This window comes from Lentzea kentuckyensis (assembly GCF_002150765.1).
GTDB lineage: Bacteria > Actinomycetota > Actinomycetes > Mycobacteriales > Pseudonocardiaceae > Lentzea > Lentzea kentuckyensis.
Genome location: NZ_MUYM01000041.1, coordinates 1 through 13,855, shown reverse-complemented (window position 1 = coordinate 13,855; position 13,855 = coordinate 1). Strand labels below are relative to the sequence as shown.

General features: G+C 67.2%; 17 protein-coding genes. 6 read left to right on the top strand and 11 right to left on the bottom strand.

The window, feature by feature from the left end:
• Position 1: 1 nt before the first annotated feature.
• The 6 genes from B0F77_RS20745 to B0F77_RS20720 all read right to left on the bottom strand — a co-directional run bounded on the left by B0F77_RS20745 (position 2) and on the right by B0F77_RS20720 (position 4,223).
• Positions 2-547 (bottom strand): F0F1 ATP synthase subunit B, encoded by a 546-nt coding sequence (locus tag B0F77_RS20745; protein ID WP_086664601.1) that lies wholly within the window; start codon positions 545-547, stop codon positions 2-4.
• 31 nt (positions 548-578) lie between these two features.
• Positions 579-824: an ATP synthase subunit c family protein gene (locus B0F77_RS20740; protein ID WP_086664600.1), complete on the bottom strand. Its 246-nt coding sequence runs from the start codon at positions 822-824 to the stop codon at positions 579-581.
• A 61-nt stretch (positions 825-885) separates the two neighbouring features.
• The gene (atpB, locus tag B0F77_RS20735) at positions 886-1,662 is read right to left on the bottom strand and encodes a F0F1 ATP synthase subunit A (RefSeq protein WP_245848469.1); all 777 of its coding nucleotides are present in this window, start codon (positions 1,660-1,662) and stop codon (positions 886-888) included.
• A 150-nt stretch (positions 1,663-1,812) separates the two neighbouring features.
• Positions 1,813-2,259 (bottom strand): Cg1360 family ATP-synthase-associated protein, encoded by a 447-nt coding sequence (locus B0F77_RS20730; protein WP_086664599.1) that lies wholly within the window; start codon positions 2,257-2,259, stop codon positions 1,813-1,815.
• Positions 2,260-2,348: 89 nt separating this feature from the next.
• The gene (locus B0F77_RS20725) at positions 2,349-3,488 is read right to left on the bottom strand and encodes a glycosyltransferase family 4 protein (protein WP_086664598.1); all 1,140 of its coding nucleotides are present in this window, start codon (positions 3,486-3,488) and stop codon (positions 2,349-2,351) included.
• 84 nt (positions 3,489-3,572) lie between these two features.
• Positions 3,573-4,223, bottom strand: a complete 651-nt coding sequence (locus B0F77_RS20720; RefSeq protein WP_086664597.1) for an L-threonylcarbamoyladenylate synthase — start codon at positions 4,221-4,223, stop codon at positions 3,573-3,575.
• Positions 4,224-4,453: 230 nt separating this feature from the next.
• On the opposite strand from B0F77_RS20720, the gene B0F77_RS20715 reads away from it, so the two are divergent.
• From B0F77_RS20715 to B0F77_RS20690, 6 genes are all read left to right on the top strand, one after another.
• Complete coding sequence (locus tag B0F77_RS20715; protein WP_143466835.1) at positions 4,454-4,882, top strand: type VII secretion target; 429 nt, start codon at positions 4,454-4,456, stop codon at positions 4,880-4,882.
• The gene (locus B0F77_RS20710; RefSeq protein WP_086664595.1) at positions 4,879-5,412 is read left to right on the top strand and encodes a DUF3558 domain-containing protein; all 534 of its coding nucleotides are present in this window, start codon (positions 4,879-4,881) and stop codon (positions 5,410-5,412) included. The genes B0F77_RS20715 and B0F77_RS20710 overlap by 4 nt, the downstream gene beginning before the upstream one ends.
• Positions 5,413-5,434: 22 nt before the next feature.
• Positions 5,435-6,649: a hypothetical protein gene (locus B0F77_RS20705; protein ID WP_086664594.1), complete on the top strand. Its 1,215-nt coding sequence runs from the start codon at positions 5,435-5,437 to the stop codon at positions 6,647-6,649.
• Positions 6,646-7,401 (top strand): ESX secretion-associated protein EspG, encoded by a 756-nt coding sequence (locus B0F77_RS20700; protein WP_086664593.1) that lies wholly within the window; start codon positions 6,646-6,648, stop codon positions 7,399-7,401. Before B0F77_RS20705 ends, B0F77_RS20700 begins: the two co-directional genes overlap by 4 nt.
• 446 nt (positions 7,402-7,847) lie before the next feature.
• A complete protein-coding gene (locus B0F77_RS20695; protein ID WP_086664592.1) occupies positions 7,848-8,207 on the top strand; it encodes a hypothetical protein in 360 nt (119 codons plus the stop codon).
• The gene (locus B0F77_RS20690; RefSeq protein WP_086664591.1) at positions 8,204-8,527 is read left to right on the top strand and encodes a hypothetical protein; all 324 of its coding nucleotides are present in this window, start codon (positions 8,204-8,206) and stop codon (positions 8,525-8,527) included. The genes B0F77_RS20695 and B0F77_RS20690 overlap by 4 nt, the downstream gene beginning before the upstream one ends.
• Positions 8,528-8,530: 3 nt before the next feature.
• On the opposite strand, the gene prmC is transcribed toward B0F77_RS20690, so the two are convergent.
• The 5 genes from prmC to rpmE form a co-directional block, all read right to left on the bottom strand.
• Complete coding sequence (prmC, locus tag B0F77_RS20685) at positions 8,531-9,397, bottom strand: peptide chain release factor N(5)-glutamine methyltransferase (protein WP_086664626.1); 867 nt, start codon at positions 9,395-9,397, stop codon at positions 8,531-8,533.
• 18 nt (positions 9,398-9,415) lie between these two features.
• Complete coding sequence (lpdA, locus tag B0F77_RS20680; RefSeq protein WP_086664625.1) at positions 9,416-10,801, bottom strand: dihydrolipoyl dehydrogenase; 1,386 nt, start codon at positions 10,799-10,801, stop codon at positions 9,416-9,418.
• 9 nt (positions 10,802-10,810) lie between these two features.
• On the bottom strand, positions 10,811-12,019 hold the full coding sequence (locus B0F77_RS20675) for an acyl-CoA thioesterase/bile acid-CoA:amino acid N-acyltransferase family protein (protein WP_086664590.1): 1,209 nt from the start codon (positions 12,017-12,019) through the stop codon (positions 10,811-10,813).
• A gap of 22 nt (positions 12,020-12,041) precedes the next feature.
• The gene (gene prfA, locus B0F77_RS20670; RefSeq protein ID WP_086664589.1) at positions 12,042-13,106 is read right to left on the bottom strand and encodes a peptide chain release factor 1; all 1,065 of its coding nucleotides are present in this window, start codon (positions 13,104-13,106) and stop codon (positions 12,042-12,044) included.
• 91 nt (positions 13,107-13,197) lie between these two features.
• Positions 13,198-13,410 carry a 50S ribosomal protein L31 gene (rpmE, locus tag B0F77_RS20665; RefSeq protein WP_086664588.1) on the bottom strand — a complete coding sequence of 71 codons (213 nt, stop codon included), beginning with the start codon at positions 13,408-13,410 and terminating at the stop codon, positions 13,198-13,200.
• Positions 13,411-13,855: the final 445 nt, after the last annotated feature.

The following is a 13,855-nucleotide window of genomic DNA, read 5'->3' as shown; positions in this document are numbered from 1 at the left end:
TCTACTTGCTCGCCGGCGCCGCGACGGCGTCCAGCTCGTTGAGGAAGCGGTCGACGGTGCCACGGCGGCGGGCCTCGTCCTCGAGGGACTCACCCACGACCTTGCTCGCCAGTTCGACGGCGGTGCGACCGAGGTCGGCACGCAGCTCGGCGACGATCTGGGCGCGCTGCGCGTCCAGCTGGTGCTGGCCCTGCGCGATGATGCGGGCGGACTCGGCCTGCGCCTGCTCGCGCAGTTCCTCGATGATCTGCAGGCCCTCGGCCCGCGCGTCATCGCGGATGCGCGCGGCCTCGGCGCGAGCCTCGGCCAGCTGCTCCTTGTACTGCTCAAGAGTGCGCTGAGCGTCGGCCTGAGCCTGCTCCGCCTTCTCGATGCCACCCTCGATCTTGGCCGTCCGCTCCGCGTACAGCGCCTCGAACCTCGGCGACACGAACTTCTTGATGACGAAGAAGAGGAGCAGGAACGCGACGAGACCGAGGATGATCTCCGCCGGATGCGGAATGACCGGGTTGATCGGCCCTTCTGCAGCCAGGATGAGGGTGTCCATCACGGGTTCTCCTAACGCGATCGGAATTCGGTCAGGCAGTCGCGATGAAGTACACGACGAAGCCGATCAGCGCGAGGACCTCGACGATGGCGAAGGTGGTCCACGCGAGGCTCAGCAGCACGCCGCGGGCCTCGGGCTGACGGGCGGTACCGCTGATGACCGAGGAGAAGATCAGACCCACGCCGATGCCCGGGCCGATGGCCGCGAGGCCGTAACCGATGGCCGCGAGGCCCTGGTTGAGGTTGACGGCGTCCTGGGCAAGCTGGATAGCGCTCACTGTTGCTGTTCCCTTTCCAACTCGGTCCGCGAGTGTTCGCGGATCGGAGGCTTTTTGTTTCTCAGTGCTCTTCTGCCAGCGCCATGCCGATGTAGCTGGCAGACAGCAGCGCGAAGATGTAGGCCTGCAGGCACATGATCAGCGCCTCCAGGAAGGTCAGCGCGATGGCGAAGGCGAAGGACACCGGCGCCACGATGATGGTGATACCGCCATTGAGCAGCAGGAACTCACCAGCCAGGGTGAACACCAGCAGCAGGAGGTGACCCGCGAACATGGCGGCGAAAACTCGGATCGCCAGCGTGAGCGGGTTCAGGACGAACTTCTGGAAGAACTCGATCGGAATCAGCAGCGGGAGCACGAACCACGGCGCGCCCGGCGGAATCGTCTGGTGCTTCAAGTAACCCACGAAGCCGTGCCGCTTGAACCCGACGAAGTGGTACACCGGGTAAACGACGAGCAACGAAACGGCGAGCGGGAAGCCGATGTGCGACATCGTCGGGAACTGGATGAGCGGGATGAGCCCGAACAGGTTGTTCACCAGGACGAAGGTGAAGATCGTGAGGATCAGCGGGATGAACGGCTTGAAGTCCTTCGCGCCGATCTGCTCCCTGGCGATGCTGTTGCGCCCGAAGTCGTAAACCGACTCGGCGGCGAACTGGAACTTCCCGGGGATCAGCTTGAGACGGCTGCTCGCGGTGAGGAAGAAGACGGCAATGATCACGACCGACAGCACCAGCAGGACCATCGGCTTCGTGACCCCGAAGGCGATCTCGGGGAGGAAGAAGTCCTTCACACCGGGAGCGACGAACTCGTCCCCCGAAGCCAGCAACTTGGTCACTGTGTTCCTTCCGGTTCTCCCGGCCGGCGTTCACTCCGCCGGGGGAATCGTCACGATCTGGACTTAACGTACCTTACGGTTCGCAAGCGACTACGAGAGGCACCCCTGCGATCGGGTGTCCCTGGTCTGCGCGGACCATATCAGCAGGTCTCAGGTGCCTTCGGAGGCGGGGACCACCATCTGACTACGGCTGCGCTTGGAAGCTCTGGCCTCCAGCCACGACGTCACGAGCACCGTCGCCACCAGGGTGATTCCGAGGGCCTTGGGCTCCAACCAGTCCTGCCCGCGCAACAAGATCACCGCGGCCAGCAGCACGATCAGCTTGCCCATGAATCCGCCGAGCGCGGCCACCATCACGAACATGGGGTCGAGCGCCGCCGTCTTGCGCATCAACAACAACGTGGCGAGGCTCGAAGCAATGGCGATGACACCGCCGATGAGTGATCCGTAGAGACCTTCCGTCCCCCAGATCACCGTTGACACAACTACGCCGACGGCGAACGTGCCGAGCGCGGCCCACACGGCCGCGCGGAACATTTCCCCGGCGAGCCGCTGGATCACCAGCTCGTGCGTGACAACCTCGTCCGCGTCGCTCATGTCCCAAAGTGTAGGAACCGCTGTCGTGACGCTTGCGGGCAGCCCCGGGTTAACGGTGGTTAAGCGGACCCAAACAAGATGAACGCCGTTTACGACTTGCGGGCGTCCCGGAGCCGCGGGATCACCGAAACCACGAACGTCACGATCAACCCGATGACGAAGCACGTCGCCACGATGATCGGATCGAACAACGTGAGCGCCACCGCGCCGAACGCGAGCACGCCGGCCCACAAGTAGATGAGCAGCACGGCACGCCGTTGCGAATGCCCGATCTCCAGCAACCGGTGGTGCAGGTGCATCTTGTCCGGCGAGAACGGGCTTTCCCCGCGCCGGGTGCGCCGGATGATCGCCATCAGCAGGTCGAGCAGCGGCACGAACAGCACGGCCGCGACGACGATCAACGGCGAGAGCAGACCGAGCAGGTCGGCTGCGCTGCCGGTGGCCTGGTTGATCTTGCCGGACGCGCTGGTCGTGGCGGCGGCGAGCATGAGGCCGATGAGCATCGAGCCCGAGTCGCCCATGAAGATGCGCGCGGGGTTGAAGTTGTGCGGCAGGAAGCCCAGGCACGCGCCGGCGAGCGCGGCGGCGATCAGCGCGGGCGGGTAGGCCTCGACCGCGCCCTGGCGTTCGACGAGCAGGCCGATCGAGAACGCGCAGGTGGCCGCGGCGGCGATGAGGCCGATGCCGGCGGCCAGGCCGTCGAGGCCGTCGACGAAGTTCATCGCGTTGATCATCGTGACCGCGAGCAGCACGGTCAGCAGTGCTCCCTGGTTCTGGTCGAGCGAGATGGTCGCGCCGCCGTCCCACGGCACCCACGCGATCATCCACTGCAGACCGAACAGCACGAGGATGCCCGCCGCCGTGACCTGGCCCGCGAGCTTGGTGAGCGAGTCGAGCTCGAACCTGTCGTCGATCGCGCCCACGAGCACGATGACGCCGCCCGCGACGATGACGCCCCACGGGTCGTTGGAGAAGTCGAACGCCGTCCGCAGCACGGGCAACTGGTGCGCCACGAACATGCCGCACAGCACACCGCCGTAGATGGCGACGCCACCCATGCGCGGCATCGGCTGTACGTGCACATCGCGTTGCCGCGGATAAGCCACCGCACCGAGCTTGAACGCCATCGCGCGCACCAGACCGACGAGCAGGAACGTCACGACGGCGGCGATCAACGCGACGAGCAGGTACTCGCGCACGGGAAGGACGAACGAGGATGCGGGCCCCACGGGCCTACCAATCAATCGGGAGCGGTTCGGGGGTGCTCACCACGGTACGCCCGCGGCTGCATGATCAATTCTGGCAGCCACGCGTCACCGCGCGACGTCGACCTCGATGCCGAGCACCTCGTTGACCTCTTCCTTGCTGACCGCGCCCTCACGCAGGATCAACGCGTCCGGCCCAGTGAGGTCGACGATGGTCGAGGCGATGTTCTCGCCGCTCAACCCGCCGTCGAGGTACACCGGCACCGAGTCGCCGAGCTGGTCCCGCGCCTCCTGCGCGCTGGACGCCGGCGCGTGCCCCGTCTTGTTCGCGCTGGACACGGCCATCGGGCCGACATCGCGCAACAACTCCAGCGCGACCGGGTGCAACGGCATGCGCAGCATCACCGTGCCGCGCGTCTGCCCCAGATCCCAGGCCAGGCTCGGCGCGTGCGGCAACACGATGCTGAGCCCGCCGGGCCAGAACGCCTCGATGAGCGCCCGCGCCTGCCGGGGCACGCTCAGCACCAGCCCGTCGATCGTGGTCCAGGACCCGACCAGCACGGGCACGGGCATGTCCGGCCCGCGCCCCTTGGCGTCGAGCAGACTCCGGACGGCCTCCGCGTCGAACGCGTCGCAGCCGATCCCGTAAACCGTGTCGGTGGGCAGGACGACAAGCCGCCCGCTCCGCACCGCACCGGCCGCGGCGGCCAGTCCAGCCGCGCGGTTGCTCGGTTCGCTGCAGTCGTAAACCGTGCTCACCTCGGTGAGCCTAGCCAGCCACCCCGGTAGAGTGACGCAAGGCCCGCCTTAGTCACTCTCCGTCTTCTGGAGCTGTGCTTTCGTTCTCACTTAGCGCGCTCATCCCCGCCCTGACCAGGGCCTGTTTTGCCCCGAACAGGTTGAGTAGTTGAACTCATCCCCCAAATGGGCGCACCACGGTAAGGTCATGTGTCGACCACAGAGCGCAATCGGGGGAGGGTCGAGCTTCTGTGTCTGAAGAAGCGGTGGTGACGAGCGGCAAGACCAGCGGCGTGTGGAACGACATCTTCGGGGGCGGCCTCGCCGCGATCGCCGAAGCAGGCAAGGCCGTCGCGGTCGCCGTGGAAACCCAGCAACTCTCGGTCGACCCGCACCTGGTCGACGCGATGATCAAAAAGCTGACCAAGATGCAACAGGAACTCGGCGAGGTCGGCCGCAGCCGGGAGTCGCTCGCCATGAACACGATGCTCGGCGGTGGATACGCCGAGCAGATCAGCACGTCGAACAGGACGTTCGGACAAGGCGCCGTGAAGACGCTCGCTGAGATGAACAAGGCCCTCGAGGCCCTGAAGACTCAGATCGAGAAGAGCCGCGCCTCGTACCAGAATGCCGACCAGACCCACGCTGACTCGTTCAAAAAACTCGACGGGAAGTCATGAAGCGCATCCTCATCGCCACAGTGATCGGTCTGGCCACCTTGTCCGGGTGCACCGGCACCGCCGGCGATCCCAAGCCGGCTCCGACCACCGGTGGCGGTACCCCGACCAGTTCGTCCGACTCGGCGAGCGGCCTCAAGGCGCTGAAGCCGTGCGAACTCCTGACCCAGGCCGAGGTGACGAGCCTCAAGCTGGAGTACCCGGGCGAGCCGAAGAAGGTCGCCTTCTCCGAAGGCTGCGACTACAAGGAAGCGGGCTCCGGCGGGTTGCGCGTGGGCATCCGGGCGCAGGAAGGCCTCAAGGACCTCAAGCTCAGCGGCGACAAGGTCACCGACGCGAAGATCGGCAAGTTCGAGGGCAAGAAGGTCGAGGGCTCGAGCGGCTCGAAGGACACGTGCACCGCGGTGATCGCGGTGACCGAGTCGGCCACGGTCGAGATCATCTCCAACGCCTCGCTCGGTTCGGACGACACCGCTGCGGCCTGCGACCGGATGTCCAAGGCGGCCGATCTGGTCGCCGCCAAGCTCCCGTAACGACGCCCGAGGGGGGAAACTCATGGCGCCCGTCAAACCCACCGTCCCACCGCCGAACGCCAACTACGCCGGCCAGCCGCACGAGCAGCTGAAGGGCCAGGTCACCAACAACTTCAGCCCTGAGGCCGCCAACACGGTCATCGACGCGTGGAAGTCCATCGGCGACCAGTTCAAGGAACTGGCGACCGACTTCACGATCCTGGTCAACGGTTCGCAGGACGGGTGGAAGGGCCGGGCCGCCGAAGGGGTGCGCACCGCCCTCGGCAAGATCGGCACGTTCTCCGACACCACCGGTGATGCCATGCTGCGCACCTCGAATGCCATTGCGCAGCAACGGGACGCGGCGGCTCAGGCGAAGACCAGCATGCCGGACCCGGTCTCGTTCAGCCCCTCGTCGATCATGGGCAAGTGGGGCGCCGCCGCGGTCATCAGCCCGGTGGCCATGATCGGCGGCCCGATCGAGCTGATGCAGAAGCACAACGAGCAGAAAGAGGCCCATCAGGAGGCCGCGCGAGTTGTGCAGCAGCGGGACAACACGATGATGGCCGCGGCGATGTCCATGCCCACCATGGAATCCACGCCGCAGGTCACGCAGGACCAGGGCGTCACGCAGACCAGCAGCAGCACGAGCTCGCACAGCCTGAGCAACGTCAACGCCAACCAGCGGTTCTCCAGCAACACCACTGGCATGCCGTCGACGCCGCCCGGCATGAACAACGGCACGACCAACCCGTCGTGGGTGGCACCGCAGCCCAGGGATCCGAACCTGCCGAACAACCTCGACCCGAACAGGCCTGGCAACAACCAGAACCGTCCGGGCTTTCCCGGCCCCGGCGGGTTCCCGCCCGGCAGGCTGCCGGGTGGCGGCGGTCAGGGCAGGCCTCCTGGTGGCGGGCCAGGCATGCGTCCCGGCGGCCCAGGCGCGGGTGGCGGACGCGGCATGGGTGCGGGCGGCATGGGCGGTCCCGGAGCGGCAGGCCGCGGCATGGGCAGCTTCGGCCCGGCCACCCCTGGCGGCGGCGCGGGCGTCGCGGGCGCCGGTCCGGGCGGACCGGGCGCGGCGGGCTCAGGCGCGGGCGGCCGTCAAGGTGCGGCAGGAGCAGCGGGCGGCGGAGCAGGTGCTGGTCAGGGCGGTCAGGGTCAGGAGGACAAGGAGCACAAGTCGAACTACCTCGTGCCCACTGACGAGTTCTTCGACGACGATCGCATGGTCGCGCCGCCGGTGATCGGCGGATGAAGCAGATCGCCCAGCTCTCCCTGCCCGCGTTCGAGATCCTCTGGGAGGACCTGCGGGCGGGGAGCATTCCCTATCCCCTCGACGTCAGCCAGCACGGCGAGACGCTCGACGAACGCGCGCGCATCAAGGCGGCCGTGCACGCCGACCTCGAACGGAGGGGGCTGGCGCGGCGGGGCAGGCCGGAGCCTGACCTCGAGGACGCGCTGAACCTGTTGGCACGCCCCGAGTTGCGCGTGATCGCGATGTGCCTGCCGGACGTGAACCAGGAACGGGTCATCCGCGCCACCGTGGTCGCGCGCGGCGGCTACGCGGTGCTGGTGACGCAGGAGGAAGCGAGCATCACGCTCAAACTGGTGCAGACCAACGAGATCGCCACCAGCCTCGCCAACGTGATGCCACCCGGCCGTCCTGGGCCCGGCAAGCCGGTGACGGTGCCCGCGCAGGCCTTCGAGGCCCCGCAGCAGCAACAACAGGAAGGCTTCCGCCAGGCCGTCCGGACGACGCAGAACGACGACGTCCGCCTGGCCAGGCAGATGCTGACCGGTCCCGCACTGGGCAACGGCCACTTCCTGGTCTCCCTGGAGCGCGGACGGTCCAAAAAGGACTTCCCGCCGGTCACCTGGATCGACACCAGGGCGGGCCGCTACGCGAACGTGCCGGCGCGCGCCGGTTGGTTCACCATCGGTCCGGCGGACAACACGGGCCTCGCCCGGCACCTCGGCCAAGTGCTGGCGATGACGAACGAGCGATAGGGCAGGCCTTCGGCACACACGCGGTCGCGCGCGAGGCGGCGGATCCTCGTAGCGCGCGACCGCGTGCCCTCCCCGACCTGGAAACTTACGACCGTTTGGCCCCAATGCGACGAAACGTCGTGTTATTGGCCAGGATTTGGCAACTCCGCCCACGATTCGCCCAAGAAGGCCGCCATCTGCCCTCGTTCGGCGCATTGACAATTCGTAATTCATCCACGTCGTACTCATTGCGATCAAAAACGACTATTGTGCCAGCATCACCGGAAATGCATGTTGTTCGTTGTCTCATCATGTCCCTGACCAGCACAGATGCAGAGTGCTTGAATCAATGACAGAAAGTGGACAGGACAATGTCAACTCCCGCGGCGGCGACGGGAAGCGATTCTCCGAAGCTGCGCGACGGCACAACCCGCTTCCTCTGCGGAGCCGCGCGCCCAGGGTGCAAGGTGCGCGACAGCGCACTGCCGGCCTTGGCGCTCGTGCCGCTATTCGCCGGGAGCGGGATGCTGCTCGCGGTGTGGCAGCCGCTCGGCAAACGCGCGCCACGGGCCTCACCGCACGTGCGAGCGCCGCTCGTGCTCGGCACGGCCACGGACACGATCGCGCTGCTCTTCGCGCTGCACAAGTTCACCGGCGAGCCCTACGCGAGCGGCAGGTACAGCAGTTCCTACTACGAGGAGTACGAGCCGGGGAGCGGCGGCGGCGCGCTGGTGGTCGCGATCATCGCGATCTCCAGCAACATCGTCACGACCGGCAAGGCCCGCACGGGCACCGTCGAAATCAGCACCGCCAAGGAAAGCCGATGAGCGAACGGAACTTCGAGATCCAGGGACCGGCGATCGGCAGCAACGCCGGCACCGGCGGACGCACCAGAACCAGGAGCGTCCACATCGGACACATCCAGGACGTCGCGGCCGTGCTGCGACTCCTCGACGAACTGCGCGAGGACCTGAACGAGGCCCAGGCGCCGACGTCGACCATCGAGGTGGTCGACGACCTGCGGGTCGAAGCGCGCAAACCCCAGCCCAGCAAGGACCTGACCGCACATCTCATGGACAAGCTGGCCGATCGCGGCCTCGGCGAACAGATGAAGGACCTGGCGAAGGCCTTCGACGCGCTCTTCTAGTGCCTAGCCGGCCCTGCGCGCGGTCGCGAAGCGCGGCCGCCCCGCCAGATCAGCGTGATCAGCGACGTCCGTGAGCACCCGGCGCGCCGAGAGGAGCGCCGGCACGGACTCGCCCTGCGTGTCGTCGTGCTCGATCCCGACGGCTCCGCCCGGCTTGAGCCACCGCGCGGCCGCCGACACGACGTGCCGGATCACGTCCAGCCCGTCCGCGCCGGAGAACACCGCGTGGTGCGGATCGTGCACCCCGACCTCGGGCTGGACCTCGGTTCCCTCTGGCACGTAAGGCGGATTGCACACCACGAGGTCCACCAGACCGTCCAGATCGGACAGCAGCGCGGGATTCGTGGCGTCACCCGAGTGCAACCGGATCGGGGTGTCACCCGCCGCGATGCGCACCTCGGCGTTGCGGCGCGTCCACGCAAGCGCTTGCGGATCGATCTCGACCGCGTGCACCACCGCGTCCGGCCGGGCGGCGGCGATCGACAACGCCAGCGCGCCCGTTCCCGTGCACAGATCCACGACCACGGGCGACGAAACGCCGACCAGCGACTTGAGGCCCCACTCCATCAGCAGCTCGGTCTCCGGCCGCGGCACGAACACGCCGGGTCCGACCTCGACCGAGATCGCCCCCATCGGCGCCCAGCCGAGGATGTGCTGCAACGGAATCCGCGAGGCCCGCGTGCGAACGAGCTTGTGCAGCTGGTCGATCACCGACGGATCGACCAGCGGGATGAGCGGCAGCCGCCCGCGTTCCACGCCGAGCACGTGCGCGGCCAGGTACTCCGCGTCGACGCGCGGACTGTCCACCCCCGCCTCGGCGAGGATCTTCGCCGCCTCGGAGATGGCGAGGCGGAGCGGCTGCCGGTTCATCATCGAAAGGAAGTTATCTCAGAAGTTGATCATGTGCCCGGCCAGGCCGTGCACCGCTTCCTTGACGGCCTCGGAAACCGTCGGGTGCGCGTGCACGTTGCGCGCGACCTCGTGCACCGTGAGGTCCCACTGCTGCGCCAGCGTGAGCTCGGGCAGCAGTTCGGTGGCCTCGGGACCGATGATGTGGCCGCCGAGCAGCTCGCCGTGCGTGCCGTCGCTGATCAGCTTCACGAAGCCGCCGGGGTCGGCGAGACCGTGCGCCTTGCCGTTCGCGGTGAACGGGAACTTCGAGACCTGGACGTCGAAGCCCTTCTCGCGGGCCTGCGCCTCGGTGTAGCCGAACGAGGCGATCTGCGGCTGGCAGAACGTCGCCCGCGGGATCATCACGTAGTCGAGCTCCATCGTCTCGGCACCCGCGATGGTCTCCGCGGCGATGATGCCCATGGACTCGGCGGTGTGCGCGAGCATCAGCTTCGCGGTGACGTCACCGATGGCGAAGATGTGCGGCACGGACGTGCGGCCGCGGCCGTCGATGTCGATCGCACCGCGATCGGTCAGCTTCACGCCGGTGCTCTCCAGGCCGTAGCCCTCGACGCGCGGCACGAAACCGATGGCCTGCATGACCTTGTCGGCTTCCAGGACTTCCTCGGCGCCGTTCTTCGAGACGGTGACGCGGACCTTGGGGCCGGACTCGTCGATCGACTCGACGCGCGTGCCGACGCGCACGTCGACGCCCATCTTCTTGTAGCGCTTGAGCAGCTCGGCGGACACCTCGGCGTCCTCGAGCGGCACCATCCGGTCGAGGAACTCGACGATGGTGACCTTCACGCCGTAGTTGTGCATGACGTAGGCGAACTCGACGCCGATCGCGCCCGCACCGGCGATGATGATCGACTCGGGCAGGTCCTCGGTCATGATCTGCTCTTCGTAGGTCACGACGCGGTCGGACTTCTGCGTGTTCGGCAGCATCCGGGTCGTGGCGCCCACGGCGATGATCGCGTGGCCGAAGGTGATCGTCTCGTCCCCGACGGTCAGCGTGTGGTCGTCGGTGAAGTTGGCCCACCCGTTGTACTCGGTGATGCCGTTCTTCTTCATGAGGAAGTGCACGCCCTTGACGCGCCCGTCCGCGACCTTGCGGCTGCGCTGCCACGCCTGGCCGTAGTCGAAGCTGACGGTGCCGTCGACCTTGATGCCGAACGTCTTCTGCTCGTGCGTGAAGATGTGCGCCAGCTCAGCGTTGCGCAGCAACGCCTTCGACGGGATGCAGCCGACGTTCAAACAGACGCCGCCCCAGTACTTCTCCTCGACGATGGCGGTCTTCAGCCCGAGCTGAGCCGCACGGATCGCGGCGACGTACCCGCCGGGACCCGCACCCACGACCACGACATCAAAGTGTGCGCTCATGAGCACACCCTAGGTCCCGAGCTGCTCCTGCAAGAACTCAACCGTCCGTTTCCAGGCGTTCGCCTGAGCGTGCGCTGTGGCGTGCGGAACACCACCACCCGAGAAGGTGACACCGGGCCCCGGATAGGTCACGTCGGTGGCCGGCCGGTACGGCGGGCCCGCGATCAGGTGTCCTGCCTCGGGATACACGATGTGCTCGAACGGGAAGGGGTGCTCGTGGTCCTTCAGCCGCCGCAGCGCGACCTCGCTCAGCTCGGTGCTCGGCCATCCGTCGTCGTGGCCGGACGAGATGAGCAACACACCCCCGACGATGTTCTCGACCCGGATCTCGGTGTCCTCGGGGATGCCGTCGCTCAGGTCGAACGCGAGCTTCAGCGGCACCGGTTCGTCGTTGACGATCTTGGCCCGCAGCTCGTCGCTCACGTAGTAGGGCAGGTACGGCAGCGGCTCGCCTTTGAGCGTCCACGAAGCGGCTTCGTGCGAGAGCTTCTGCAGCAGGTTCGTGCCGGGCCCGATCGCCTGGGTGACCACGCCGCTGCCGACGATGCTCACGACCGCCCTGATCTGCGGGAACGTCGCACCGACCAGAAGCGCCAGCTCACCGCCGCGGGAGCCGCCGACCACGCCGATCTCGCCCGCGCGTTCGGCCAGGAAGTCGATCGCGGTGCCGAAGTACTCCAACGGGATGTCTTCGAGGTTCTTCGGGAGGCCCTTCATGCCGAAGTAGCCCAGCGCCAGCGTGACGAACCCGTGCGCGGCCAGGAGAGCGGCGTCAGCCTCGTGGATACCGCCCTCGGAGCCGCTGAGCACGATCACGCCCGGCAGGTCGCGTCCGTCGTCCTCAGGCGCGAAGAGGGTGCCCACCAAACCGTTCTCGCGGACTTCCTGCCGCTCGACGCCTTCGGGAACCGTCAGCCGCTTGAGGACTCGGTCACCGACGCCCTCGACCGACAGGCACATCGGTGCCGGCTTCCCGCCTGTGTGTTCCAGCGACCAGAACAACCCCATCGGGTCGACGCCGTGATAGCTGCCGTCCGCCGGAGCGTGCCGGGTGAGGTCGACGACACCGCGGTCGTCGGCGGTGAAGACGGCATGGGACGCGCGGTCACCCGTGGAGAGCTGAACCGTGATCGGCTGGCCGGGTTTCAGGCCGACGACGACGATGTCGACCGGTTGGTCGAGGGGCGCTACCTGTGGGTTCACCAGGATCTCGGCCACAACGCGCCCCTCTCACGTCGGATTAACCGCCTGCGAGCCGTTCTGCCCGGTCGGCGGCGGCCAGCGCGTCCACCACCGCGTCCAGGTCGCCGTCGAGCACCTGGTCCAGGTTATGCGCTTTGTACCCAACCCGGTGATCGGAAATTCGCGATTCGGGGAAGTTGTAGGTCCGCACCCGCTCACTGCGGTCGACCGTCCGGATCTGGGTGCGCCGGGCGTCGCTCTGCTCCTGCGCCTTCTGCTCCTCGGCGAGCGCCACCAGACGGCTCTGCAGGACCTGCATGGCGCGGGCCTTGTTCTGGAGCTGGCTGCGCTCGTTCTGGCACGAGGTGACGATGCCGGTGGGCAGGTGCGTGATGCGGACCGCGGAGTCGGTGGTGTTGACCGACTGGCCGCCCTTGCCGCTGCTTCGGTACACGTCGATGCGCAGGTCTTTTTCGTCGATCTCGACCTCGGTCGTCTCCTCGGTCTCCGGGAAGACGAGGACGCCGGCCGCGGACGTGTGGATGCGGCCCTGGCTCTCCGTGACGGGCACGCGCTGCACGCGGTGCACCCCGCCCTCCCACTTGAGCCGGCTCCAGACACCGTCCGGGGTCGTGGTCTTGGCCTTGATGGCGACCGTGACGTCCTTGAACCCGCCGAGGTCGGAGTCGGTGCCGTCGAGCATCTCGACCTTCCAGCCCTGACGCTCGGCATACCGCGTATACATACGCAGTAGGTCGCCGGCGAACAGCGCGGACTCCTCGCCACCCTCGCCGGACTTGATCTCCAGCAGCACGTCGTCGCCGTCGTGCGGGTCGCGCGGCAGCAGGAGTTCGGTGAGCTTCTCCTCCAGCTTGGGGAGCTGTTGCTCGATCTGGTCGACCTCTTCCTGGAACGACCTGTCCTCGGCCGCGAGCTCCTTGGCAGCCTCGAGGTCGTTCTTCGCCTGCTCGATCTCCCGTGCCGTCTGCACGATCGGCCCGAGCGCGGCGTACCGCTTGCCGAGCTTGCGCGCCCCCGCCTGGTCGGCATGCACGCCGGGGTCGGCGAGCTTCTTCTCGAGCTCGTCGTACTCGGCGAGCAGGCTGTCCAGCGACTGCGACACGGTGTTCGGCTCCCTGCTTGTGGGTCGTCGTATGAACGGCAACGGCGCCTGACCTCGGCGGATTTGCCGAGGTCAGGCGCCGTGAAAGCAGCTACTTGTTGCGCTTGCCGTAACGCGCCTCGAAGCGCGCGACGCGACCGCCGGTGTCCAGGATGCGCTGCTTGCCCGTGTAGAACGGGTGGCAGTTCGAGCACATCTCGACGCGAACCTCGGACGCCGAGGTGGTGCTGCGCGTGGTGAAGGCGTTGCCGCAGCTGCACGTCACCTCGGTGACGGTGTACTCCGGGTGGATTCCAGTCTTCAAGATCTTGTCCCTTTCAGAGGATGGCCGCCGGGTCCCTCGCTGTGATGGGTGAACCGGAGCCGGACTCGACCGTTTAGTTTGCCAGACCCTTCAACACGTGCAAAAACGCGGTTGTTCCCGAGGGGCTCCACTGGCGTTGCGGGTGGCTGAAGTCACAACCGCTTAACCTCCACGATACGCCGTTCGGCGCAAGGTGAGGCCGTTCGGCCACATACGGCTCCGTGTTGTTGGTGGCTGTCCCTCAGACTGTGTGCCGTGTTCTGCACCGCCGAACGAGCGATGAGCCTTCGCGTGTGGCTCGCCGTGCCGTTCCTGTTCTCTTTCGCCGTGTTCGGCCTGATGGGGTCGGCAGGGCTGATCACCGCTTCCTGGACCACCGTGCCGTTGTCGCCCGTGGTGTGCGGGGCTGGGGTGGCTGTGGCTGCCGCGGTGTCCGGTGGGGTTC

Bases quoted from the DNA above. Each gene is read 5' to 3' on its own strand.
- B0F77_RS20745 (WP_086664601.1), bottom strand. From the start codon at position 547: ATGGACACCCTCATCCTGGCTGCAGAAGGGCCGATCAACCCGGTCATT.
- B0F77_RS20730 (WP_086664599.1), bottom strand. From the start codon at position 2,259: ATGAGCGACGCGGACGAGGTTGTCACGCACGAGCTGGTGATCCAGCGG.
- B0F77_RS20710 (WP_086664595.1), top strand. From the start codon at position 4,879: ATGAAGCGCATCCTCATCGCCACAGTGATCGGTCTGGCCACCTTGTCC.
- B0F77_RS20705 (WP_086664594.1), top strand. From the start codon at position 5,435: ATGGCGCCCGTCAAACCCACCGTCCCACCGCCGAACGCCAACTACGCC.
- B0F77_RS20700 (WP_086664593.1), top strand. From the start codon at position 6,646: ATGAAGCAGATCGCCCAGCTCTCCCTGCCCGCGTTCGAGATCCTCTGG.
- B0F77_RS20690 (WP_086664591.1), top strand. From the start codon at position 8,204: ATGAGCGAACGGAACTTCGAGATCCAGGGACCGGCGATCGGCAGCAAC.
- prmC (WP_086664626.1), bottom strand. From the start codon at position 9,397: ATGAACCGGCAGCCGCTCCGCCTCGCCATCTCCGAGGCGGCGAAGATC.
- lpdA (WP_086664625.1), bottom strand. From the start codon at position 10,801: ATGAGCGCACACTTTGATGTCGTGGTCGTGGGTGCGGGTCCCGGCGGG.